Origin of the sequence: Bacillus sp. FSL W7-1085 (assembly GCF_038595035.1) — a bacterium.
Taxonomy (GTDB): domain Bacteria; phylum Bacillota; class Bacilli; order Bacillales; family Bacillaceae; genus Bacillus; species Bacillus altitudinis.
On the sequence record NZ_CP152000.1, the window covers coordinates 479,491 to 501,947 of the forward strand.

Sequence of the window (22,457 nt, forward strand, 5' to 3'; positions counted from 1 at the left end):
CATGAAGGCACTTCATTTTGGAGCAGGGAATATTGGCAGAGGGTTTATCGGTTCTTTGTTAAAGACATCAGGCTTTGAGCTTGTCTTTACCGATGTGAATGAAGCGGTCATCAATGAGCTGAATGAAAGAGGAGAATACACGGTTGAACTCGCAGCGCCAGGGCAGAAGCAAGAAGTAGTCGGGCCCGTATCAGCGATCAATTCTTCGCAAAATCCAGCAGCATTAACAGAGGCCGTTGCCACAGCCAATTTGATTACAACAGCTGTTGGACCAGCCGTATTGAAGATCATTGCCTCATCGATTGCTGAAGGATTAAAACAAAAAAAGCCTGACCATATCATCAACATCGTGGCATGTGAAAATATGATTGGGGGAAGTGCTCATTTAAAAGAAGCGGTGTTCTCTCATTTAACAGTAGATGAGCAAGCAGCGATATCACAAACCGTGGGTTTTCCAAACGCTGCGGTTGATCGCATTGTTCCGATTCAGCACCATGAGGACATTCTCAAAGTGTCAGTTGAACCATTTTTCGAGTGGGTCATTGATGAGACGGGCTTTATTGGAGATGTTCCGCAAATTGACGGAGCGACCTTTGTCCAAGATTTGACGCCGTATATTGAACGGAAGCTTTTCACCGTCAATACAGGACATGCACTAGCGGCTTATGTCGGGTATCAGCAAGGCGTAAAAACCATTAAAGAAGCTGTTGATACACCAGACATTCGTCAAGTTGTCGAAGGTGCCCTTCATGAAACGGGCAGTTATTTAATTGACGCGTATGGCTTCCGAAAAGAAGAACATGATGCGTATATTCAAAAAATCATCAAGCGATTTGAAAATGCGTTTATTTCCGATGAAGTGACTCGTGTCGCACGCTCTCCTCTTAGAAAGCTGGGAGCAGATGACCGTTTAATCGGTCCAGCGAAAAAGATCAAGCAGCCAGTGTACTTAATCAAAGGGATCGCTGCTGCTTTGGCTTACGACTTTGCAGAAGACGAAGAAGCGGTTCGCTTGCAGGCATTAAGGAAAGAAAAAGGAATTGAAGGTGTGCTTCAAGAGGTATGTGGACTCAAACCTGAAGACGATCTCTATCAAGCCATCCTCAAAGAAACCGAGCGATAATCAAAAAATCCCTTTCTAACGTGAAAGGGATTTTTTTCTATGACTTTTTTAATACTTTCCCCTGCATGAGACGATATATGTAGTAAGGGGGAATTAGAACATGAAAAAGAAAGCGTTTGCTTCAAGAAGTGTCTTTTTTCAATTGATGTCAGCCATTATCGTTATTACAATTTTAACAGGCGGACTTGTAGGAACAACGGGGTATTTTTTAGCGAAAAATGTCTTAATTGATGCAGGGAAAGCAGATTTAAAACACATCGTAAATGGAGCGATGGCCACTCTTGAACAATTGAACGACCGTGTGGAGAACAAAGAACTGACGCTTGAACAGGCGCAGGAACAAGCCCGTATTTACTTGAGCGGGCCTAAAAATGACAACGGCAAAGGGTATCAATTTCAAAAATCAGATTTTATCTATAAAAATAAAGGCTACCTTGTCGCATATGGAGCCGATTATTCATCACAGGTTCATCCGGTTAACGACATCGGTGTCATCCCAGATAACACGACAAATCGTCAAAAAATGGTCGCTGGCGCTACAGCAAAAGGCGAGGATGCACACTATATCACCTATATGGATAAAGACGATGCCACGGGGGAAGAAAAGCAAAAACTCGCTTATATGAACCAGTTTACACCGTGGAATTGGAGTATAGGAATCGCCGTATTTCAGGATGAATTTTATAAAGAACTAGAGCAGATGAAGCTCTATATTATTCTCATTACAGCAGGTGTCGCTCTTTTAAGTATGGGTGTCTTTTATTTGGCAGCCCGAGGAAAAGTGAGACTGCTCAAGCAAGTTACGGCTGCTTCAAAAGAAATTGCGGCGGGCAATATTGAACGCACCAGCTTAAAAGAAACCTCGGATGAAATTGGGCAGTTGGCAAAAGGCTTTAATCATATGTCAGGAGAGCTTAGAGCACTTGTGAGCGGTTTGCAGGAAACGAGCAGCCAGCTCGTCGAATCTGCGACAGATCTATCCGCCATCTCTGAAGAAACATCCGCTAGCAGTGAAGAAATTGGCCGAGCGATTGGGGATATCTCAACTGGGACACTTCATCAAGCATCAGACCTTGAGGTAGCCAATCAACAAATGACTCAGTTCAATCAATCCATTGAAAACGTCAAAGAACAAAGCGACCAGATCAAACGAATTTCAGACCAGTCGAACCAATCTTCCGAGCAGGGTCAGCAAATTGTCCAGCAATTAAAACAATCAAATGAGCAATCCATTCAGGCATCTCAAGGCATTCGATCAGGGATTGAGCAGTTAAGTACAAAAGTACAAGATATTTCTCAAATCACAGATACCATTGAAAGCATTTCAAATGAAACGAACTTACTGGCCCTGAATGCGAGCATTGAAGCAGCTCGTGCAGGAGAGCATGGCAAAGGATTCTCGGTTGTGGCGAGTGAAGTGCGGAATTTAGCTGAACAGACAAAGCAATCAGCCGTTCAAATCCAGCAGATGATTCAAGGCATTAAAGAAGAAACGACGGCTACAGCTGGCATGATGTCCAAAACAATGGATCGTTTTGCCGAGCTTGATGAAGCGGTTCACGCAACAGAACAAGAATTCAATTCCATCTCTACATCGATTTCACAAACCATCGTTGAAACAAATGCGATGGCAAAAGAGCTGAACACATTACTGGAACAAAACGACCTCATCACAAAAGCGATGCATGGTGCAGCCCATATTTCTCAAGAAAATGCCGCAGCGATTGAAGAAATCACTGCATCTACAGACGAACAAGTCACCGCCATCTCCAATGTGGCGAAGGCAGCAGAAAGGCTCAATGAGCTAAGCATGCGATTGAATCAAGATATTGCACGTTATCGTTTATAAGGTATGGTCAAACGGACGTCGAGAAGTCGATGTCCGTTTTTTTATTTAGACGATTTTCGTCCGTATTACCCGTCGCTTTTGATTTGTTTGGTACGTTCGATAGGCTTTCCAGGCATTGGCACATAAAAGCCCTGTGAGTAAGTAAGATAAGCTGTTAAATAAATAGAAGTCCACACACGAAACGACAGCACAGATGATACCAAAGATGATTTGATCACGATTCTTTGCTGGTGAAGTAGGTGGATCAGTCAACATAAAGAACGCAAGAAACAAGACAGCATTTAAGTAGGGTGTAATAAAAGCAGATGAAGCATCCGTTAAGCCAATGAATCCCAATATGAGGTGGATCAGGCCGTATGCTGCTAGAAAGGCGAAAACTTGCGGGAATTTTTGTACGCGGTTGGTCACCAAATAACCGCCGATCACCACAAGGAATAGGGTCCACCAAGGTAGAAGAGACATACCGCCCCACCAGCTTTGATTGGAAGAAAATAAAATGACTGAGAGCCATAAACCAAACGCAGCTGGATTCAAAATTGGTTTCTTTTGATAAGTGATGACATGCTTAGATAAAATGGCTGCTGCGGCTGTGAAAACAGAAACAGCAAAAGAAGTAGCTGGACTTAGAACAATGCCAATAATCAGCCCTGTGAGCAGAGCTCCATCAGGGACTGTGTATTTATTGTTTTTCCAAATCACTCTTGAGATGAAAGAGTCAAGAATTAGTGCTGTCCCGATGCTGGTAGCAACTGTAGCGAGACCACTAAGAAAACCAGCGTGCAGACTCCCGGCGGCTAAAAGGACCAAAAGAATGGCGATGACATACCGTTTTGGTGTCCGAATGTAGGCTTTTAGTGAGGGTGATGGTTTCAAAAATGTTTGGTTTGTGATAGGTGCTGGTTGTGATTCCATGAGTGAACCTCCTTCATCTCCGGTGTTACGATCATATCAGCGGTTTGATCTACCATCACGGCAGGTATTTCATGTTCGGCTAAAAATGAATAACCCTCTTCTCGACCTAATAAAAAAGCAGCTGTGGATAGACTATCGGCGAGCATACCGAGTGGTGCAATGACGGTACAGCTTAACAAACTTTGTTCAGACTGTTTCGTTTGAGGGTGTATCAAATGGTGCGTATGAGGATCATAACGACTGATCCGTTCATAGCTTCCAGATGTACAAATCGCACAATTTGTGGTTTGAATGACCGAGATGTTGGTCTGTTTGTGAATGGGATGCCGAATCCCAATTGTCCACTCTTCTTGTTGTTCGTTAAATCCAGATACCAACACATCCCCACCAGCATTTATCATAAAGCCTTCCCATGCTTCAAGCTCTTTTGCGGCAAGATCGCACGCAAATCCCTTTGCAATAGAACCGAAATCCAAAATCAGCGGTTTGTTCAAATGGATCGTCCGATTCTTCTCGTTTAACTGGACGTCACGATAATGAACGGCTGCATGTGGAACGTCATGTGATGAAAAAGTTTGTCCTGTCGTATATAAACGATCGAATCCTTTTTGTTCCATGATTTTTCCGATGGTTGGATCATACTTTCCATTTGTTAATTCAGCTAACTCTAGCGCATAGGCTGTTAAATCGAAAAGCATTTCACTGACTAATACCTCTTGCTTTGAACGATTGGCTAACTTCATGACTTCAGAATCAGAGCGGAAACGGCTAAAACGATGCTCGATATCGTAAAAAATGGAAAAGGCACGGTTGATGTCTTCTAAAACAGCCCGTCGATCTTCTTCATAGGCAACCACTTGAATATTGATAACAGTTCCCATAGCCAGCATGGATTTTTGAAAAGTAATGAGTTTTTGTTGTCCTAACCATTTCATCATGGTGTCTCCTCTCTATGCCTTTGCCTGCTCTAAAGCCTGAGCAACGGCTGTTTCAAAATCCTGAGTACTTAATGTTGCGCCGCTCACCGTATCTACATCAGCACTTTGTCTGATGACCACTTCATTGGGTAATGAGGAAATGGAGCTTTGTCCGTATCTAGTGTTATCACTCGTAATCTCGACAGAAGTGATATTTCCTTGTTTGATGGTAACAGATACACTGATAGAGCCAATCTCATTTGATCCAGTACCAGAGAAAGTACCATCCGTGAGTTCAGTTTCTGAAGTGGTATCTTCTGTTTGAGTGGCGGTAGTATCTGATGTGAGAGATGTATTATTAGAAGCGTCTGTTTGTGTATTTGATTGTGCTGTTTGAACGGCTTGCGCGTGATGGGTAGTTGCATAACCAGTGATGTATAAGCTGCTGATAGCTGCGGTGCAAAGACTAATCATTTTCTTATTTATTTTTGCCATGATGTATCCTACCTCCTATTACGATCTACTATATAGAAGAAATTTGAACAAACCATGAACAAGAAAAGAACGATTTTAGATAATAGGCAATAAGAATCAAGATATTACACGTTATCGTTTATTTTTGACTGTAGTTCATTTATCAGGTAGGATGAAATGAATTTAAACCTTGCTCACGCAATCAAAAAGGAGTGTTTCGTCCATGAAAAAGAAAATATTGATGTTCTTACCTTGTGGCTACGGATACTCCACTGCTGTTTTCTTTTAGGATAGACAAAAATTGGTGAAGTCTGTCTACAGGAAGAAAAACACGCAGAAAAATCATAGTGAGTGAGGGATTTACATGGAGAAAATCACGAGAAAAAACCCAGAAAGTATGCCGAAACCCGTTGGCAACTACAGTCATATCACAAGGGTGCCAAAGGGTGCGGGGTTATTTGTGACATCAGGTCAAGTAGGGACAGGAGCGGATGGACAGATCCCATCAAGCTTAAACGACCAAGTCACCAATACGTTTGAAAATATAAAGAGAATCCTTGCATCAGAAGGGTTGAATGAAGAACACGTCATCAAAGTCAATATTTGGGCAACAGAAGAAATTGATTGGGATCATCTATACCCACAGTGGGATGCAATCTTCAAAACGGCATATCCATCAATGACCGTTGCCTATGTGACTGCATTAGGGTGGCCAGAGCTGAAAATCGAAATAGAGCTATGGTGTGCCGATATTTAATCAAAAAAAGAACAGTGTAAACTGTTCTTTTTTTGATGAGTATTTATGAAACAACTTGGAATCGCTTTGTAATGAACGCACCGAGAAATGCACAGGCTGTGTAGATGATGACCCAAATGAGAAAAGATTCATTTCCACCAATAGAGGTGAACATCAGAATCACACTCGCAACCAGCACAATCAATGTAGGAAACCAAATGTTCTTTAAAAACAATGTGCCGAAAATACCAATCAGCAAAGAGATCATAGGTAAACCAAATACAACGAATAAGACAAAAACAGCCATGTTAATTACTCCTTTGAACCAAATCAACTATTTACATAAAAACATACAACAGTGCTGCACCCATATGCGGAAGGGCAAAGATGATGAAAAGAAAAGCCGTATCAAGACGAAACATCCGGTGTTCTTTTGTTTCAGAGTGATAGGCCGCTCGTGCCTCTTCCCCGTTGGTCCATGCACCCATAAGAAATCCAGATGCAACGAACGCAATAATAGAGATTCCACCACTGACGAATCCAATCCATTCATGGTGCTGTAATATGAGCGCCGCACTGCAAATCAACAGCATGGAGCAAACACCAGCAAAAAAAGCATGTTTCTTTCTCATTATGCTTCACTCCTTCAGACAGCTATTAGGAGACCGCATCACATATTTCAATGAAATGTCCATCAGGATCAGACACATAACTGACCGTTTGTCCCCACGGCTTCTTGGCAGGTTCCTTGATGACAGGTACTCCTTTTTCCTTCAAGGATGCAATTGTTTCATTCACATCATCCACAACAAAGCCAATCTCAAACGTTTGTGACGAGCTAACTGCCTCTGGAACAGGCAGACCAAGTGACTCTTTCACATCTTGGCGTGAATTAATCGATAAGGTCACTTCTCCTGTATCAAACTCAACATAGGATTCAACTCTTAATTTAATCGGGAAACCGAGGATATGATGGTAGAACTGAATACTTGCTTCAACATCGTTTACATATAGAATGGTATATTTCATTTTCATGTGGAAAGCTCCTCTCTTCATATACGTGTCAAAACCGGAAAGGTTTCCCACTCATTTTACCACATAGGCAATAAGATTCATTTAATTCCAAAAAAACCAATATTCCTACCTCGTTCGTCTTGAAAAACAAAATGTGGTGACATATGATAAAAATGTAAAATGAGAAAAAACAGGGGGGAACTTACATGTTGAAAAAAATCATGGTGGCTGTCATATCTTTCGGTCTTTTACTTAGCTTTACACAAGTTGACACTCACACAGCGGATGCAAAGACAGTCAAGTACAAAAACTGCAAAGCACTCAACAAAGTGTATAAAGGCGGCGTGGCAAAAAGCAAAAATACGAAAAACAAAGGTGGAAAAACGAAGTACAAGCCTTATGTATCAAAAGCACTCTACTTAAAAAATACACACCTTGACCGTGATAAAGACGGCATCGCATGTGAACGTTAAGAAGAAGAAAAAAGACCTGTCACAAGGTCTTTTTTCTTTGGGATCAAACTCGTCCCTTTGTGCCATCTTCATCTTTATATTAAAATAAAGATAGATTCAAAAAATGATACAAAGTGGGGTACTCAATTTGTCAACACAAGCTGATAAGAAAGACATCCGATTGATTGCCATTGATATGGATGGCACGCTGTTAAACAGTGAGCACGTCATTCCTGAGGAAAATAAACAAGCCATTAAAGAAGCAGAAGCCAAAGGGGTCCATGTGGTGATTAGCACAGGACGTACGCTGATGACATGCCGAGAGCTGGTCGAGCCGCTGAAACTCTCTTCTTATCTTGTCACAGCGAACGGAAGTGAAATTTGGGATTCAAACTTCCAGTTGATCGAACGGGAACTGCTGCATCCTGATCACGTTCAGATGATGTGGGATCTAAAAAACAGATACGAAACCGATTACTGGGCATCTACTGTGGATAAGGTGTGGAGAGGAGAATTCCCTGAACGCATTCATGACCACGAATGGTTGAAATTTGGTTTTGATATTCATGACGATGCTGTTCGTGAGGAAGTCCTCCATACATTGAAAACAAATGGACAGCTAGAAATCACGAATTCCAGTCCAACCAATATCGAAGTCAATGCAGCAGGCATTAACAAAGCGGCAGCTCTTGCAAAAGTAGCAGAACGCATTGGCTGCACAATGGACAACGTCATGTCACTTGGCGACAGTCTGAATGATATGGCGATGATTCAAGAAGCCGGATTAGGCATTGCAATGGGCAATGCACAAGAAGTTGTGAAAGAAGCGGCTGATTGGATTACGGCTCCTAATACAGAGCACGGGGTAGCAAAAGCCATCCAACATTGGGTGCTGTCTAAATAAACGAGTAGAAAAAGTGAGAGGACATGACCTCTCACTTTTTTTGTTTTCTCCTAGTTCTATTGTTATATTTTCTGACAATTTCATGTGCAGTCTATTCAAAGTTGGTATAATCAATATAAATTCGAATATTCGGACTTTCTATTCCGCAATTCGGAACGACAAGGAGGGGTCCTATGTATCAAGTGGATATTAACTGTGATTTGGGAGAAAGTTTTGGTCAATACACCATCGGTTCAGATGAACAAATTCTTGAATATGTTACCTCAGCCAATATTGCATGCGGTTTTCATGCGGGAGATCCAACTGTGATGAGAAAGACGGTTAAAATGGCACTGGATAAAGGGGTTCAAATTGGTGCACATCCAGGTCTGCAAGATTTAGTCGGTTTTGGCAGACGTCCAATCGCTATCTCAGCAGAGGAAGCCTATGATCTTGTGATCTATCAAATTGGTGCACTATCAGCTTTTCTGAAAGCAGAAGGCGGCATGATGCAGCACGTCAAACCACATGGTGCCCTTTACAACATGGCGGCTAAAAATACTGAATTATCTGAATCAATTGCAAAGGCTGTGTATGATATTGATCCTAACCTTGTGTTATTTGCGCTGTCAGGCAGTGAACTTGCGTCAGCAGGGGAAAGAATCGGTCTTCAAGTGGCACATGAAGTTTTTTCTGATCGGACGTATCAACCAGACGGGACACTGACATCCCGCCGTGAACCTCATGCACTTATTGAAGAGGATGAAAGGGCAGTTCAGCAGGTCATCCGTATGGTAAGAGAGGGGAAAGTGCGGACAGTGCAAGGGGAAGATGTTCAGCTCAAAGCAGATACGGTGTGCATCCACGGGGATGGCAGTCATGCGCTTCAATTTGCAAAAACCATTACAGCGGAGCTAAAAGAAGCCACTATTCAACTCAAGGCCTTTCGATAAATCGTCATCAAAGGGGGAAACAGCATGAAAAGAGAGAAAGCCAAACAGATGAAAGCTCCAAAAGGGAACCGTTCTATGCTGATGGGCGCAGCCTTTTTAATGGCAACGTCCGCCATTGGACCGGGATTTTTAACACAAACAACGGTGTTCACACAGCAGCTCGCAGCTAGCTTTGGGTTTGTCATCTTGATTTCCATTTTACTAGACATTTTTGCGCAAACAAATGTATGGCGTATCATTGCCGTCTCGGAAAAAAGAGGACAGGACATTGCCAATATGGTTCTGCCGGGGCTCGGATATGTGTTAGCCTGTTTGATTGTCATTGGGGGTCTTGCCTTTAATATTGGAAATATCGCTGGTGCAGGTCTCGGTTTTCAGGTCATATTCGGCGTCGATCCCCGCATAGGGGCTGGGGTCAGTGCAGTCATTGCCATTCTCATTTTTGTCATCAAAGAGGCAGGAAAAGCGATGGACCGATTCACACAAATCGCTGGTTTTGTCATGATTGGTCTGATGCTGTATGTGGCTATTTCCACAGCACCGCCAGTTGGAGAAGCGGTTATGAGAACTTTCGTGCCAGAGAAAATTGACATGTTATCCATTGTCACACTTGTCGGCGGGACAGTTGGTGGTTATATCGTTTTTGCTGGTGGTCATCGTCTGCTGGATGCTGGCATTAAGGGGAAGGAAGCATTGCCGCAAGTGACGAAAAGTTCCATTTTCGGTATTTTGATCACATCCGTGATGCGTGTGGCTTTATTTTTAGCCGTTCTAGGAGTTGTCTCAAAAGGCTTACAGATTGATCCGTCGAACCCGCCTGCGTCTGTTTTTCAATTAGCATCTGGAAATGTTGGATATAAAATGTTCGGGATTATTATGTGGGCTGCTGCCATTACCTCAGTCATTGGAGCAGCATACACCTCCGTTTCCTTCTTTAAAACCTTCTCACCAAAAATCGAGAAAAATCAACGAGGCATTATCGTTGGATTCATTGCGCTCTCGACCATTTGTTTTATAACGATTGGAAGACCTGTGAACATATTGATTTTGGTTGGGGCCATCAATGCATTGATCTTGCCGCTTGCACTCGGAACATTGCTGATTGCTGCCTATAAAAAAGAAATTGTCGGTGATTATCGCCATCCATTCTTTTTGACCGCAACAGGTGCGTTTGTTGTTGTCATCATGGCAATCATGGGCGGATATACCATCATGAATGAAATTCCAAAACTATGGAGCTGATCACATGAAAGCATATCAAACCTATGAGCCGTCACAAATAAGGGAATTGATTCGTAAGCAGAAGATCACAGGACCAACGGCTGGCTTTGCTGAGGGATTTGCGCAAGCCAACTTAATGATCGTCAAAAAAGAGCTGGCCTTCGATTTTCTTTTATTTTGTCAGCGGAATCCGGCTTCGTGCCCTTTGCTTGATGTGCTCGACCCAGGTGATCCAGTGCCAAGGCGTTCAGCACCTGATGCCGATATTCGAACGGATTTCCCTAAATACCGTGTTTACAAAAAAGGGGTTCTTCAAGAAGAGATAACAGATATTTCTTCCTATTGGGAGGATGATATGGTGGGCTTTCTCATCGGATGCAGCTTTACGTTTGAGCATGCACTTATGCTGAATGACATTCCTGTCCGCCATATTGAAGACGGTCATAATGTCCCAATGTATCAAACGAACATTCCATGTGAAAGGGCAGGTGTATTCCATGGTCCGATGGTTGTCAGTATGAGGCCGATCCCAGCGCATCAAGTCACAAGAAGTGTTCAGGTGACATCTAGATTCCCATCGGTACATGGCGGTCCTATCCATATAGGTGATCCAGCTGTGATTGGCATTGAACATGTAGATCAACCAGACTTTGGAGAACCATCTGTGATCAAAGAAGGGGAAGTTCCGGTGTTTTGGGCATGTGGTGTGACGCCGCAAGCCATCGTCATGCACACTAAGCCAGACATTGCGATCACCCATGCACCCGGTCATATGTTTATCACAGATGTAAGAGATCAAAAGCTCGGTGTCCTGTAGAAAGAGAGGTGTCATAAGAGTGACATTTTCAACGATAAAAGATACGATCACGTTCCACCCGCTAGGAGACGCAGCCATTGTCATCCAAGCCGGGACTGATATAAGTGAAGACATTCATGAGCGTGTGAAGCAGCTGTTTTCATGTATTGAACAGCATCCATTTGAAGGATATGTGGAAGCTGTTCAAGCTTTTACAAACGTGACCGTCTTTTATGAGCCCTATAAGGTGTATCAATCTGCTCAGCTTAAGCAACGTTCGATCTCTCCGTATGAATGGGTCAAAGACTATATTGAAAACCTCCTTGAAGACAACTGGCAGGAGGGGAATCAGGCAAAGCGCCGGATCGTCGACATTCCTGTATGTTATGGAGGAGAGCTCGGTCCTGACTTAGAAGAAGTCGCCCATATCAATGATTTGACGCCTGAAGAAGTTGTACGCATTCACACATCCGGGACGTATCTTGTCTATATGATTGGGTTTGCTCCTGGGTTCCCGTTTTTAGGCGGACTTTCTGAAAAAATTGCAGCTCCGCGCAGACAAACACCAAGAATGTCGATTCCAAAAGGATCTGTGGGTATTGCAGGGAAGCAGACAGGGGTTTATCCGATATCTACACCCGGAGGCTGGCAGCTCATTGGACAAACCCCTTTGTCCTTATTTCGGCCGAATGCTGAGAGACCTAGTCTACTAAAGGCAGGGGACGAGGTTCGATTTGTTCAACTGTCTGAAAAGGAATTTTTCAGCATGAAGGAGGAAGATCGTTGAGTATGCATGTCATCAAGCCAGGAATGTTCACCACCATTCAAGATAAAGGGAGAATAGGCTATCAGAAGTACGGTGTGTTAACGAGCGGCAGCATGGACCCGCTCTCACTCCGAATCGCCAACATCCTCACCGGGAATCAAGAAAACGAAGCGGTGCTGGAAATCACTTTAATGGGGCCCGGCCCAGTGTTGACATGTCAGAAGGATCAGCTGATCGCCGTGACCGGTGCTGATGTGGAGATTGAGATTGACGGGGAACAAGCGCCTCTATGGAAACCACTCTTCATTCGAGCAGGAAGCACGATCACCTTTGGCCCTTGTAAGAGGGGATGCCGCTCCTACCTCGCTGTAGCCGGTGGATTTGATGTTGAGCCGGTGATGAAAAGTAAAAGTACGTACGTCAGAGCGAAGATAGGCGGGATAGAAGGGCGTCCGCTAGAAAAAGGAGATGTCCTGCCAATTGGAGAACCGTCACCACTGGCGGAGCGCCTCGTTCACATGTTAAAAAGCAAAGGGGAACGTGCGCCAGACTGGACAGTCAATCATGCGCATTTTTTGCCTCTCGGGAAATCACCAGTCATTCGGGTGCTTGCAGGCAGACATTTATCTCATTTTCAGGAAGAATCGCAGCAAGCTTTTTTCGAGCGGTCTTATCAGGTCACTCCCCAATCTGATCGTATGGGATGCAGATTGAAAGGGGAACCGATTCGTTTAAAGCAAAAACTTGAATTGATTTCAGAAGCGGTTGCTTTTGGCTCTATTCAAATTCCTCCTGACGGCCAGCCGATTATTCTGCTCGCAGATCGTCAAACGACAGGTGGATATCCCCGTATTGGTGAGGTGGCAACAGTCGATTTGCCGCTCATTGCGCAGGCGATGCCTGGAGCGAATCTCACGTTTCAACAAATTGACCGCCAAGAAGCAGAGAAAGCCTTATTCACACAAGAAGCAGAGATGAAGGACCTGACGGCAAGATTAAAACTCGAAGCATTTTCGTTTTAGAAAAGGTGAGGAACATGCAGAACACAAATAAAACCGTTGTGAAATCAATGGAGATATTACGGCTTTTTATCACACACGAACAATTAACGTTAAATGACATGATTGAGCTCTCGAGCATGCCCAAAACATCTGTACACCGAATGGCCAACTCGTTAGCCGATATGGGGTTATTAGAAAAGCATCCTTCAGGTGTTTACCGATTAGGATTAATGTTCCTTGAATACGGTCAGCTTGTCGCAGACCGCCTTGATATCCGTAGAATTGCAAGGCCCTTTATGGAAAACTTGCGTGATGAGGTAGGTGAGGCTGTTCAGCTCATTATTCGTGAAGGAGATGAAGCCATTTATGTGGAGAAAATGGAAGGAACGCAGCCTGTCCGGCTCTATACCGCTGTCGGAAGGAGATCCCCATTATATGCGGGAGCTTGTGCGAGAAGTATTCTCTCCTTTTTGCCAGAGGAAGAGAGACTTGCCTATATTGATTCGGTAGAGCTCGGGAAAATCGGGATCGGAACCATTACCGATAAAGATGTCCTGCGAAACATGATCGAAGAATCAAACAGGCGTGGATATACCTTAAGCTATTCAGAGCTTGAAAACTATACTGCGGCTATTGGAGCGCCCATTTTCAATCATCACGGAGAAGTGGCAGCAGGCATTAGTATTGCAGGGTTTGAGGCTGGCTATCAAAAGGAACGGCTTCCTTATTTAATTGAGCAGGTCAAAAAAGCGGCCAGCGGCATTTCAAAAGAATTAGGTTTTGCAACTGAACAAATAAAAAGCCAATGACCGTTAAGATCATTGGCTTTTTGCGTGTTCATAATTAGAAAGTTTTACCTAAAGCTTTTGCACGTTCGATCGCATCTGCTTTAATTTGTTCTGCTTTTGCAGGCTCAGCATTGTGACCTTCAACAATAAGACCTTCGAAAGAAGGAATACCGAAGAAGTTTGCAATTGTTCCAAGGTAACGGTGACCTGCTTCTAGTTCAGCAGCAGGACCTTCAGTGTAGTATCCGCCACGTGCTTGGATGTGTAGCGCTTTTTTGTCTGTTAGTAATCCAACAGGACCTTGCTCAGTGTATTTGAATGTTTTACCAGCTACAGCAACAGAGTCGATGTATGCTTTAAGAACTGGTGGGAATGAGAAGTTCCAAAGTGGTGAAACAAATACGTATTTGTCAGCAGAAACGAATTGATCGCTTAATTCGTTTAGGCGAGCAACTTTCGCTTGCTCTTCAGCTGAAAGTGTATCGAAGCCAGCACCAGATTGAAGCTTGCCCCATCCAGCGAATACATCTGCATCAATGTGAGGAATGTTTTCTTTGTACAAATCGATATGTACAACCTCGTCACTTGGATTTGCTTCCTTATAAGATTCGATAAATGCTTTAGCAGTAGCCATACTGTAAGAAACTGTTTCATCATGCGGATGTGCAGTGATGTATAAAACTTTTGCCATGTTCATTCAATCCTTCCTGTTTCAATGATTTTTTTAGTGTATCCCAAAGATACACTGAATATGTGGCATCTTTAATCATATTGGAATGCTATGAAAAAGATGTAACAAGCACAGTTACATAAAAACTGATATTTTCATTGTAATCACTATATAGTTTGAAGTCAAGGTATAAAGTCTTGAAATCAAGATAAAAAGTTTGTAAATTTTTCTGAAACGCTTCAAGTCTGCGATTTAAGCAAAAAAACCCTACTCCCATTGAACAAAAAATGGATCGATATCGCAAGTAAAGTGTTTGTAAATGCGACTCATCCTGCGTTTTTGAAAAAAAGGTGGATGCCTTTAAGCCATCTGCTACAAGCATTTGCTCTTCTTTTTCGTATATATAAGAGAAGGCAGGAGAGAGTGAGGGATAAGAGTGGGACGATCCTATGTTGCGATTGGAGATTCCTTAACGGTTGGGGTGGGGGCACGTTTATTTGGCGGCGGTTTTACGGAGCGATATGCGGCGAAGCTTGAAAAGAAGTTGCATATACCGGTGAAACTGTCCGTATTTGCGAAATCAGGGTTAACAACGGAAGAGATCTTGCAGCTTTTTCAGCGGTCTGATGTAAGGCGGGCGATTGCTCATGCTGACATCATCACCATCACAGGCTGCGGGAATGATCTTGTTCAAGCTGTTCTGCAGTATGAAAAAGGTGAAGATGAAAAGAAACTGCTGCAAGCGTCTATGCATTGTCAGGCGAATTTTAGCAAAATGGTTCAAGAAATCGCCCTGATAAAAAGAGGGCAGCATCAACCATACTGCGTATATTTATTGAATTTATATAATCCTTTTCCTGAGATTCCGATCGCCGAGAGATGGCTGAAGCAATACAACCATCACCTTCGCCAGCTTGCTGCGAATCCACATGTAGAAGTGGTGGATATTTACGGTGTATTTGAAGGTCATCAAAGCGCATACTTATCGATTGATCAATTTCATCCGAACCACAAAGGATATGAAGCAATGGCAGAAGCGCTGTTTCAAAAATCCTGCAAACAGCTGTGATCCCGCGGGATTACAGTTTTTTTCATTCTTTTAAATGAAGGGCTGTTTCGATATGATAAAAGAAACTAAGACAAAAGAGGTGGATGCATGCAGGAGATGAGTGCGTATTTTCATGAATTGAAAGGAACAGCTTATGAGGTAGGAAAGCAGCAGGCTATTTGGCTGAAGGAACGCCCTTTGCTTAAGAAACAATACATTCAATCAGAACCGTTATCAAAAGAGGCTGTGAAGGAAACAAAGCAGCTGATTCGACCGTTTCTTCCTCAGTTAGAAGAAGAGCTCTCGGGATTTTGTGATGAAATGCAAATAGATGAAAGCGATTTGACCTTTTTCTATTCTTCGCATCTTCAGCCAGGCTGTTCCCATTGTGTGATGCAGGGGAATGAGGCTGCCAATCAACAGACGGTGATGCTGCGCAACTATGATTTTTCTCCGCTGTTTGATGATATGCGTCTTGTATCTACGCATGTGAAGGGCTCAGCAGTCCATACAGGCTCATCATTAATCTTATTTGGTCGATCGGATGGGATGAATGAGCATGGTCTATCGGTAACATTTTCTGCATGCGGTCCGCCTGTTGGCAACGAACCAGGCTTAAAGCCGCCGGCTGTTGCTGGCTTGCAAGTATATCATGTCATTCGTGCTGTGCTAGAGTCCTGTAAAACGGTGGAGGATGCCGTCCGTTTGGTACAGGAAATGCCCGTCGCGTCTAATGTTCACCTCATGCTTGCTGACCGGAAGGGAGAGGCGGCTGTGATTGAAATGATTGATGGGCAAAAAAAGGTGAGAAGGCCGGAGCGTGGATTTATTGCGGCTACGAACCATCCGCTCGCTGATCACACGGCAAAAGGGTTGACGAAACATCATTCTGTTGTCAGGTACGACATGTTAATTCAAGCTTTAGAAGAACAGCCGTCAAGCGAGTCTCTGACGGAACTATTTCAGGCAGAATACCCTGCTGGTCTGACTGTGCACAATTATGAAGAGCTGTTTGGGACGATGCGAACCGTCATGTTTCGGCCGGAGGAAGGGACGATGGAGTATTGCTTTGGCTCTCCCGTCTATAATCCTACCTATTCATTAAAGGTCGGGGGCACACTGCCATTTCATGAACAAACGATTCAATTTCATCAAAAGGATTATGGACCTTCCTTTTGGAGAAACGTGTGAGTCTTTCATTTTGTCACAGCCTGTGTGCCAAATTTAGATCAACTTCAGGTTGCATCGATCAGTGAAAGCGTTTTATATTAAAGTGTGACAATAGACCTATTTAAGCAGAAGGAGGCATTTCATGTACATAACGGCACGAGAACAGAAAGTGATCAAATATATGATTCAGCAAAATCGTTATGTCACCATTCGTGAGATCGCCGATTCTGTCCAGGTAAGTACAAGAACCATTCATAGAGAACTTAAATCCATTAAACCTATTTTAAAGAATTACAACCTATCACTTGATAAACAGCCGGGGAAGGGCTTGAAGGCGGTCGGTGAACAGGAAGACAAACAGCGGCTTCTGTCTCATATTTCAAATGAAGATCAAATTGAATATAGTTCTGATGAACGGAAGCTCTTAATCCTGTGTGCCCTGCTTGAAGCAAAAGAACCGGTGAAATTATATACACTTGCAGCCGACTTGCAGGTCACAAATGCGACCATCAGCTACGACTTAGATGAACTGACGGACTGGATCGCTCCTTACGGTTTACTGCTTATCCGCAAGCGTGGGTACGGCATTGAATTAAAAGGGCCGGAGGAAGCCAAACGAAAAATTGTCGGGAACCTGATCGTTGACCGTCTCGACATTCAATTATTTCTCGAAACGATTGAGATGAATATTAAACATCGAACGAAAGCGACTGAAAAGGTGTTTGGGGTAGTCAGTCGAGGACAGCTGCTCAAGGTAGAAAGGCTGCTCTTTCATTTGAAAAACAGACTCTCTCTCTCGTTGTCAGATAGTGCCTATATTGCACTTGTCGTTCACTTAACCTATGCCATTGAACGCATTCAAATCGGTGAAACCATTCGGATGGAAGAGGAAGAATTGCTTGAATTAAAGCGGACGAAGGAATTTGAATCTTCACTCAGAATCGCACGAGCATTAGAACGCATGTTTAATGTAGAGATTCCTGAAGCTGAAGTTGGATACATGACCATCCATTTGCGCAGTGCAAATCGAAGCTTTACGGCAGAATACCGCATTGATGAGATTGAGTTAGATATCGCGCTGAGAACGAAGAAACTCATTGACTTTATTTCTCATAAAACAGGCTATCATTTAAATGAAAACGATTCATTGTATGAGGGACTCGTGTCTCATCTTGAACCAGCTATGAATCGTTTAAAAGAAAAGATGCGGATTTATAATCCGCTCACACAACAAATAAAAAAAGACTACTTCTTGCTGTTCATGGCGATTGAAGAAGGTGTGGAGCGCTTCTTTCCTGAGATCGAATTTCCAGAGGATGAAATTGCCTTTATCGTGCTTCATTTTGGTTCGGTGCTTGAAATTAAAAAAGAAGAAACCAAGATTCATGCATTGGTCGTTTGCTCAAGCGGTATCGGTTCGTCAAAAATGCTCGCATCACGATTAAAAAAAGAATTGCCTGAGATCGCCAAATTCGATCTATCTTCCTTAATGGAGCTAAAGGAAATCGACGCTGCGAGCTATGACATGATCGTATCAACCGTGCCGATCCCCTATGAGCATATTGATTACATTATGGTCAGCCCGCTCTTAAACGAGGATGACGCAGTGCGGGTCAAGTCTCATATTAAACGAAAAATTCCTTATCTGATTGAGAAAAAAAGAGCGCAGGAATCTGCAAAAGAATCGGTGGAGGAAACGGTTGATATGATAGGAATGGCAGAGCAAATCACGAATTATATGTCAGTGATTCGCAGCATCTTGTCCCATTTTACAATCGAAAAAAAGAAGACGACAGAGCAGCATGAGTCAACAATGAGAGAGCTGATGCGTCAGGTTGAAAGTCAAGGCTATTTAGAACGTGCAGACGAAGTGACAGCCGGTTTGCTTGAGCGTGAGCAGCAAGGTGGTTTAGGCATTCCAGGAACCGAGTTTGCTCTTTTTCACTTAAAGCATGATCTCATTAAGAAACCGGTCTTTCATATCTATGATCTTGATGAGGCATACGAGATCAAAAGCATGGATGGCGGGCAGCAGCTTATGTCCAGAATGCTCCTCATGCTGGCGCCGCTAGAGCTTGGCAAAGAAGGGGCTGAAATGTTTAGCCTGATCAGTTCATCCATCATTGAAAGCGAAGAAAGCATGGCACTTTATGAACAAGGAACAAAGGAAGAGATTGAACAGAAATTACATCAACTTTTTTATCAATTTGTCAAAGAGGCAAAATGGTAAGAAAAAAGCCGAGAGCTTATTCGCTTCTCGGCTTTTTTGCTGTGACACAGACAGCAAGGGTGGGACGAATCTCCTCATATTCAACAGAAAACTGATCAAATCCAGCAAATTCTAAGTCATTGAGGATGCTTTCGCTCATTTCTTTTGTTCGATTGGCGTCCGCTCCTTTTTCTCTTGGTTGCATCACAATGACGAGTGTTCCGCCCGGCTTCAAGGTGTGATAAAGGTTGAGTGCGCCAGCCTTTGGGTCATCCCAAATCGTATAATTGTTAACAGAAAGTACTTTGTCATACTGATCCGCCGGCAGGCGCGTTTTTTCAATTTTCCCGACATACAGCCGGACCTGCTTCTCTTTGGATCGTTTCTTTATACGCGAATGCGCCTGTTCCTTCATAGTTGAAGAAGCATCTAGTCCATCAATGTGAAGATCGTCAAAATGCTTGAGCATATGTTTGATGCTATAGCCGGGGCCATAGCCTATTTCCAATATGTTTTCACCATCTGATAAATCTAAATGCTGGATCGCCCATTGATTCAGTGCCTTATTTTCATTTGCCATAATAAAACCTGCGATGCTTCCGAGCCAGCCTTTTGGTCTGCTAAAGGTTTTAGAAATGGTTGACAGCATGTGAGAACGCTCCTTTTTTATGTTTATGTAACCGATTTTTCCCATCCTGAAACCTGTCAGTTTTCAAAACGCATCGATGACGCATAGGGATGTTTGAGTGAAAAAATGAAGTGGTAATGAAAGGATACATCAACAAATCAAGGAGGAGCTTACACATGGATTTACGTGAATACTTAACAAATGGCATTCCGCGCCAAACGCAGGATCAGCAGCCAGGCAGTGAAAGAGAAATGAATCCTGCCCCGATCTATGAGGATGAATCGTATAAAGGGTCTGGTAAGCTAAAAGGTAAGGTAGCGCTGATTACAGGTGGAGACAGCGGAATTGGACGTGCCGTTTCTGTTGCGTATGCCAAAGAAGGAGCTCATGTCGCGATCGTATACTTAAATGAACATGAGGATGCAGAGGATACGCAAAAACGTGTAGAACAGGAAGGCGTCAAATGTTTAACAATTGCAGGGGATGTCGGGGACGAAGCCTTTTGCGAGAAAGCGGTAGAAAAGACAGTTGAAGCCTTTGGACAGCTGGACATCTTAGTCAATAATGCGGCCGAACAGCATCCGAAAGAACGTATTCAAGATATTTCTAGTGAACAGCTTCACCAAACCTTTAGAACCAATTTCTATTCCTATTTTTATTTTACGAAGAAGGCACTCGATTATTTAAAACCGGGAAGTTCCATTATTAATACAACATCTATTAACCCGTATCGAGGCAACAAGGTACTGATTGATTATACAGCGACAAAAGGGGCCATCAACGGCTTTACTCGTTCTATGGCACAGTCGCTTGTGAAAGATGGAATTCGGGTAAACGGTGTAGCACCCGGTCCAATTTGGACGCCGCTCATTCCATCTACATTTGATGAAGACAGTGTCGAAAACTTCGGGGCCGAGACCCCAATGGGAAGACCAGGACAGCCTGTGGAGCATGTAGGCTGCTATGTACTGCTTGCTTCGGACGAATCGTCTTATATGACGGGACAGACACTTCATGTCAACGGCGGTTCCTTTATGAATACATGATCAATAGCACGCCGCCCAGATTTGATTGGGCGGTTTGTTTAGTATTTCTTCCGGTTCTTCTGTACAGATGAGACAGACCATATGATAATGCCCACAACAACTGCTGCAATAACAAGTGAACTCAAATGGAACATCGTTTCATGATGCATATTCAATTTCCCCTTTCAATGTATCCGTTTTTTATAGCATCAGCTAGAAGATGTCTTTTTATGAAAAACACATTTCTTTGTTTAATGAATGGATTGTCGTGGAAACCTAAGAGTACGGATGACATTTTGAAGGAGTGAAGATACATGTCACAAGAAGAGTTAAAGCAAAAGGTAATGAACTTATTAGACGAACAAAAAGTGGGAACATTGGCGACTGTTGAACAAGATAAGCCGCATACCCGCTATATGACTTTTTTTCATGAAGGGCTGACATTATATACACCAACAAGCAAAGAAACACATAAAGCGGATGAGATTGAAAAAAATCCGAATGTTCATATTCTCATTGGTTATTCAGGTGAAGGATTTGGGGACACATATGCAGAAATCGCAGGTAAAGCCACATTGACTGATGATCCAGAACTGATCGACCGCCTTTGGTCAGATGAGATGGAGAAATGGTTTAAAGGAAAAGATGATCCAAACCTAGTGATCCTTAAGATTGACCCAACCTCCATTCGTTATATGAACGAAGGAAACCGGACACCAGCAGAATTATCGTTATAACACTTGCGTAAGTTGGGGGAACGTGTTATAGTTTTATATTAAGTGTTGAAATAGCAAATAAATAAAGAAAGTAAACTTTCTTTTTTCTATGACATAATGAGAAGCAATAGAGCTTCTACTTGATAAGAACGAGACGCTGTCAAAGCGAACAAACTTATTCTTTTCCTTCTGCAACCGCCCCCCTATAAAAGCGGAAGAATGGAAAAAAGACGTTTTGATTTACAATTCACACTGGCACGGCTTCGGAGCCGTAAGGACGAATGAGAGGTAGGGCTTTCGTTGTCTTGTTATCCAGAACTTCCATGGCGTTTACTTTCAAACGTAGGTTCACTCGGAACACATATGACACACTGATATGATCGAATCTTAATTCATACACTCCGTGACGGAGATTAAACATTGATTATTTATTTGCATGAAAAGAGTAAGAAACGGGCTGCCATCTATTTGGCAGCCTTTTTACGTTTTAAACAATAAAATAGGAAAAAGGAAGATAAAAGCGGAGACCGTCCGCATGATATCTCCTTCAAAAAGATCCGCCGCCAACAATAGAACAACGAACACTCATCGACAGAAAGAGGAAATGCTTCATCATTACTCACTTCGCCCTTTCTTCTGATACCTCCAAATCCGGCCAATAAAAAAGAACATCACCGTAAACAAAATAGAGAAGATCAACATATCCAGCAGTGTCACGCCTCTATCTGGATGCACAACCCCAAACCAAACCCATTGAAGAACAAAAGAGATAGCAAAATAAAAGATGGATTCTTTCATGAAATTCTCCTTTTTACTTGTTTTTTTGACTGTTTAGCCACACCATCCAGATGAAAAAGGAACAAATGGCGCATGCGAGCAAAGTGACAGGCGGCAAGGTGTACCAGCTAGTCAGCCCCTTTACAAAGCACATATAAAAAAAGAAAATGGTAATAGATACGAGCACCCCTTGCTTGAACCAACGGGGAACACGCAGCCAAGCCGCTAGAATGATCGATGATAGCTTATCCATTGAGATAACATCCTTTTTTTGAATCTGATTGGATTTTATCGTAAACAATCAAATATGTAAAATATGGATTTAGAAA

26 protein-coding genes are annotated in these 22,457 nt (G+C 43.0%); 16 read left to right on the top strand and 10 right to left on the bottom strand.

Annotated elements, in window-relative coordinates; translation table 11 throughout:
• The first annotated feature begins 1 nt into the window (after nucleotide 1).
• Nucleotides 2-1,123 carry a mannitol-1-phosphate 5-dehydrogenase gene (locus tag MKY11_RS02285; protein ID WP_024720207.1) on the top strand — a complete coding sequence of 374 codons (1,122 nt, stop codon included), beginning with the start codon at nucleotides 2-4 and terminating at the stop codon, nucleotides 1,121-1,123.
• A gap of 100 nt (nucleotides 1,124-1,223) precedes the next feature.
• Nucleotides 1,224-2,972: a cache domain-containing protein gene (locus tag MKY11_RS02290; RefSeq protein ID WP_342501798.1), complete on the top strand. Its 1,749-nt coding sequence runs from the start codon at nucleotides 1,224-1,226 to the stop codon at nucleotides 2,970-2,972.
• 45 nt (nucleotides 2,973-3,017) lie between these two features.
• Here MKY11_RS02290 and MKY11_RS02295 read toward each other — a convergent pair whose 3' ends face one another.
• The 3 genes from MKY11_RS02295 to MKY11_RS02305 are packed head-to-tail and all read right to left on the bottom strand — an operon-like array spanning nucleotide 3,018 to nucleotide 5,296.
• Nucleotides 3,018-3,884 carry an RnfABCDGE type electron transport complex subunit D gene (locus MKY11_RS02295; protein WP_342501799.1) on the bottom strand — a complete coding sequence of 289 codons (867 nt, stop codon included), beginning with the start codon at nucleotides 3,882-3,884 and terminating at the stop codon, nucleotides 3,018-3,020.
• On the bottom strand, nucleotides 3,842-4,819 hold the full coding sequence (locus MKY11_RS02300) for an FAD:protein FMN transferase (protein WP_342501800.1): 978 nt from the start codon (nucleotides 4,817-4,819) through the stop codon (nucleotides 3,842-3,844). The genes MKY11_RS02295 and MKY11_RS02300 overlap by 43 nt, the downstream gene beginning before the upstream one ends.
• Nucleotides 4,820-4,834: 15 nt before the next feature.
• Nucleotides 4,835-5,296: an FMN-binding protein gene (locus MKY11_RS02305; protein WP_057078487.1), complete on the bottom strand. Its 462-nt coding sequence runs from the start codon at nucleotides 5,294-5,296 to the stop codon at nucleotides 4,835-4,837.
• 343 nt (nucleotides 5,297-5,639) lie between these two features.
• Here MKY11_RS02305 and MKY11_RS02310 point away from each other — a divergent pair, with 343 nt between their 5' ends.
• On the top strand, nucleotides 5,640-6,032 hold the full coding sequence (locus tag MKY11_RS02310; RefSeq protein WP_007498112.1) for a RidA family protein: 393 nt from the start codon (nucleotides 5,640-5,642) through the stop codon (nucleotides 6,030-6,032).
• A gap of 43 nt (nucleotides 6,033-6,075) precedes the next feature.
• Here MKY11_RS02310 and MKY11_RS02315 read toward each other — a convergent pair whose 3' ends face one another.
• From MKY11_RS02315 to MKY11_RS02325, 3 genes are read right to left on the bottom strand one after another with little or no spacing between them, the layout of a single operon-like run.
• Nucleotides 6,076-6,318 (bottom strand): DUF2651 family protein, encoded by a 243-nt coding sequence (locus MKY11_RS02315; protein WP_327878062.1) that lies wholly within the window; start codon nucleotides 6,316-6,318, stop codon nucleotides 6,076-6,078.
• 31 nt (nucleotides 6,319-6,349) lie between these two features.
• Entirely contained in the window at nucleotides 6,350-6,643 is a 294-nt protein-coding gene (locus MKY11_RS02320) for a DUF5316 family protein (RefSeq protein WP_017358499.1), read from the bottom strand.
• A gap of 25 nt (nucleotides 6,644-6,668) precedes the next feature.
• A complete protein-coding gene (locus MKY11_RS02325; protein ID WP_058336799.1) occupies nucleotides 6,669-7,046 on the bottom strand; it encodes a VOC family protein in 378 nt (125 codons plus the stop codon).
• Nucleotides 7,047-7,231: 185 nt separating this feature from the next.
• On the opposite strand from MKY11_RS02325, the gene MKY11_RS02330 reads away from it, so the two are divergent.
• From MKY11_RS02330 to MKY11_RS02365, 8 genes are all read left to right on the top strand, one after another.
• A complete protein-coding gene (locus MKY11_RS02330) occupies nucleotides 7,232-7,498 on the top strand; it encodes an excalibur calcium-binding domain-containing protein (protein WP_080673874.1) in 267 nt (88 codons plus the stop codon).
• Between the two features lie 127 nt (nucleotides 7,499-7,625).
• Entirely contained in the window at nucleotides 7,626-8,381 is a 756-nt protein-coding gene (locus MKY11_RS02335) for a Cof-type HAD-IIB family hydrolase (RefSeq protein ID WP_008347194.1), read from the top strand.
• A 173-nt stretch (nucleotides 8,382-8,554) separates the two neighbouring features.
• Nucleotides 8,555-9,313, top strand: a complete 759-nt coding sequence (locus MKY11_RS02340) for a 5-oxoprolinase subunit PxpA (RefSeq protein WP_342501801.1) — start codon at nucleotides 8,555-8,557, stop codon at nucleotides 9,311-9,313.
• A gap of 24 nt (nucleotides 9,314-9,337) precedes the next feature.
• Nucleotides 9,338-10,555, top strand: a complete 1,218-nt coding sequence (locus MKY11_RS02345) for an NRAMP family divalent metal transporter (RefSeq protein WP_007498097.1) — start codon at nucleotides 9,338-9,340, stop codon at nucleotides 10,553-10,555.
• 4 nt (nucleotides 10,556-10,559) lie between these two features.
• On the top strand, nucleotides 10,560-11,351 hold the full coding sequence (locus MKY11_RS02350; protein WP_342501802.1) for a putative hydro-lyase: 792 nt from the start codon (nucleotides 10,560-10,562) through the stop codon (nucleotides 11,349-11,351).
• 19 nt (nucleotides 11,352-11,370) lie between these two features.
• The gene (pxpB, locus tag MKY11_RS02355) at nucleotides 11,371-12,117 is read left to right on the top strand and encodes a 5-oxoprolinase subunit PxpB (RefSeq protein WP_342501803.1); all 747 of its coding nucleotides are present in this window, start codon (nucleotides 11,371-11,373) and stop codon (nucleotides 12,115-12,117) included.
• Nucleotides 12,114-13,118 carry a biotin-dependent carboxyltransferase family protein gene (locus MKY11_RS02360; RefSeq protein WP_342501804.1) on the top strand — a complete coding sequence of 335 codons (1,005 nt, stop codon included), beginning with the start codon at nucleotides 12,114-12,116 and terminating at the stop codon, nucleotides 13,116-13,118. Before pxpB ends, MKY11_RS02360 begins: the two co-directional genes overlap by 4 nt.
• A gap of 14 nt (nucleotides 13,119-13,132) precedes the next feature.
• Nucleotides 13,133-13,906 (top strand): IclR family transcriptional regulator, encoded by a 774-nt coding sequence (locus tag MKY11_RS02365; RefSeq protein ID WP_047946144.1) that lies wholly within the window; start codon nucleotides 13,133-13,135, stop codon nucleotides 13,904-13,906.
• 34 nt (nucleotides 13,907-13,940) lie between these two features.
• Here the strand turns inward: MKY11_RS02365 and MKY11_RS02370 are convergent, their stop codons facing one another.
• Nucleotides 13,941-14,576, bottom strand: coding sequence for an FMN-dependent NADH-azoreductase (locus MKY11_RS02370; protein ID WP_024720223.1), 636 nt, complete (start codon nucleotides 14,574-14,576; stop codon nucleotides 13,941-13,943).
• Nucleotides 14,577-14,991: 415 nt separating this feature from the next.
• Here MKY11_RS02370 and MKY11_RS02375 point away from each other — a divergent pair, with 415 nt between their 5' ends.
• The 3 genes from MKY11_RS02375 to MKY11_RS02385 all read left to right on the top strand — a co-directional run bounded on the left by MKY11_RS02375 (nucleotide 14,992) and on the right by MKY11_RS02385 (nucleotide 19,003).
• A complete protein-coding gene (locus tag MKY11_RS02375; RefSeq protein WP_342501805.1) occupies nucleotides 14,992-15,624 on the top strand; it encodes a GDSL-type esterase/lipase family protein in 633 nt (210 codons plus the stop codon).
• 87 nt (nucleotides 15,625-15,711) lie between these two features.
• Nucleotides 15,712-16,794 carry a C45 family peptidase gene (locus MKY11_RS02380; protein WP_135010103.1) on the top strand — a complete coding sequence of 361 codons (1,083 nt, stop codon included), beginning with the start codon at nucleotides 15,712-15,714 and terminating at the stop codon, nucleotides 16,792-16,794.
• A 121-nt stretch (nucleotides 16,795-16,915) separates the two neighbouring features.
• Entirely contained in the window at nucleotides 16,916-19,003 is a 2,088-nt protein-coding gene (locus tag MKY11_RS02385) for a BglG family transcription antiterminator (protein WP_342501806.1), read from the top strand.
• A 16-nt stretch (nucleotides 19,004-19,019) separates the two neighbouring features.
• Here MKY11_RS02385 and MKY11_RS02390 read toward each other — a convergent pair whose 3' ends face one another.
• A complete protein-coding gene (locus MKY11_RS02390; protein WP_024720226.1) occupies nucleotides 19,020-19,631 on the bottom strand; it encodes a class I SAM-dependent methyltransferase in 612 nt (203 codons plus the stop codon).
• A 155-nt stretch (nucleotides 19,632-19,786) separates the two neighbouring features.
• Here MKY11_RS02390 and MKY11_RS02395 point away from each other — a divergent pair, with 155 nt between their 5' ends.
• Complete coding sequence (locus MKY11_RS02395; RefSeq protein ID WP_025206772.1) at nucleotides 19,787-20,656, top strand: SDR family oxidoreductase; 870 nt, start codon at nucleotides 19,787-19,789, stop codon at nucleotides 20,654-20,656.
• 293 nt (nucleotides 20,657-20,949) lie between these two features.
• Nucleotides 20,950-21,372 (top strand): pyridoxamine 5'-phosphate oxidase family protein, encoded by a 423-nt coding sequence (locus MKY11_RS02400; RefSeq protein WP_008347166.1) that lies wholly within the window; start codon nucleotides 20,950-20,952, stop codon nucleotides 21,370-21,372.
• A 594-nt stretch (nucleotides 21,373-21,966) separates the two neighbouring features.
• Here MKY11_RS02400 and MKY11_RS02405 read toward each other — a convergent pair.
• Together MKY11_RS02405 and MKY11_RS02410 are read right to left on the bottom strand one after the other, a co-directional pair.
• On the bottom strand, nucleotides 21,967-22,149 hold the full coding sequence (locus tag MKY11_RS02405) for a hypothetical protein (protein ID WP_008347162.1): 183 nt from the start codon (nucleotides 22,147-22,149) through the stop codon (nucleotides 21,967-21,969).
• A gap of 13 nt (nucleotides 22,150-22,162) precedes the next feature.
• Nucleotides 22,163-22,381: a hypothetical protein gene (locus MKY11_RS02410; protein ID WP_024720228.1), complete on the bottom strand. Its 219-nt coding sequence runs from the start codon at nucleotides 22,379-22,381 to the stop codon at nucleotides 22,163-22,165.
• Between the last annotated feature and the right edge of the window lie 76 nt (nucleotides 22,382-22,457).

Coding starts and splice junctions, on each gene's coding strand:
- MKY11_RS02345 (WP_007498097.1), top strand. CDS start 9,338: ATGAAAAGAGAGAAAGCCAAACAGATGAAAGCTCCAAAAGGGAACCGT.
- MKY11_RS02285 (WP_024720207.1), top strand. CDS start 2: ATGAAGGCACTTCATTTTGGAGCAGGGAATATTGGCAGAGGGTTTATC.
- MKY11_RS02400 (WP_008347166.1), top strand. CDS start 20,950: ATGTCACAAGAAGAGTTAAAGCAAAAGGTAATGAACTTATTAGACGAA.
- MKY11_RS02365 (WP_047946144.1), top strand. CDS start 13,133: ATGCAGAACACAAATAAAACCGTTGTGAAATCAATGGAGATATTACGG.
- MKY11_RS02325 (WP_058336799.1), bottom strand. CDS start 7,046: ATGAAAATGAAATATACCATTCTATATGTAAACGATGTTGAAGCAAGT.
- MKY11_RS02395 (WP_025206772.1), top strand. CDS start 19,787: ATGGATTTACGTGAATACTTAACAAATGGCATTCCGCGCCAAACGCAG.
- MKY11_RS02295 (WP_342501799.1), bottom strand. CDS start 3,884: ATGGAATCACAACCAGCACCTATCACAAACCAAACATTTTTGAAACCA.
- MKY11_RS02315 (WP_327878062.1), bottom strand. CDS start 6,318: ATGGCTGTTTTTGTCTTATTCGTTGTATTTGGTTTACCTATGATCTCT.
- MKY11_RS02300 (WP_342501800.1), bottom strand. CDS start 4,819: ATGAAATGGTTAGGACAACAAAAACTCATTACTTTTCAAAAATCCATG.
- MKY11_RS02390 (WP_024720226.1), bottom strand. CDS start 19,631: ATGCTGTCAACCATTTCTAAAACCTTTAGCAGACCAAAAGGCTGGCTC.
- MKY11_RS02380 (WP_135010103.1), top strand. CDS start 15,712: ATGCAGGAGATGAGTGCGTATTTTCATGAATTGAAAGGAACAGCTTAT.
- MKY11_RS02320 (WP_017358499.1), bottom strand. CDS start 6,643: ATGAGAAAGAAACATGCTTTTTTTGCTGGTGTTTGCTCCATGCTGTTG.
- MKY11_RS02305 (WP_057078487.1), bottom strand. CDS start 5,296: ATGGCAAAAATAAATAAGAAAATGATTAGTCTTTGCACCGCAGCTATC.
- MKY11_RS02290 (WP_342501798.1), top strand. CDS start 1,224: ATGAAAAAGAAAGCGTTTGCTTCAAGAAGTGTCTTTTTTCAATTGATG.
- MKY11_RS02410 (WP_024720228.1), bottom strand. CDS start 22,381: ATGGATAAGCTATCATCGATCATTCTAGCGGCTTGGCTGCGTGTTCCC.
- MKY11_RS02330 (WP_080673874.1), top strand. CDS start 7,232: ATGTTGAAAAAAATCATGGTGGCTGTCATATCTTTCGGTCTTTTACTT.
- MKY11_RS02405 (WP_008347162.1), bottom strand. CDS start 22,149: ATGAAAGAATCCATCTTTTATTTTGCTATCTCTTTTGTTCTTCAATGG.
- MKY11_RS02385 (WP_342501806.1), top strand. CDS start 16,916: ATGTACATAACGGCACGAGAACAGAAAGTGATCAAATATATGATTCAG.
- MKY11_RS02350 (WP_342501802.1), top strand. CDS start 10,560: ATGAAAGCATATCAAACCTATGAGCCGTCACAAATAAGGGAATTGATT.
- MKY11_RS02310 (WP_007498112.1), top strand. CDS start 5,640: ATGGAGAAAATCACGAGAAAAAACCCAGAAAGTATGCCGAAACCCGTT.
- MKY11_RS02370 (WP_024720223.1), bottom strand. CDS start 14,576: ATGGCAAAAGTTTTATACATCACTGCACATCCGCATGATGAAACAGTT.
- MKY11_RS02340 (WP_342501801.1), top strand. CDS start 8,555: ATGTATCAAGTGGATATTAACTGTGATTTGGGAGAAAGTTTTGGTCAA.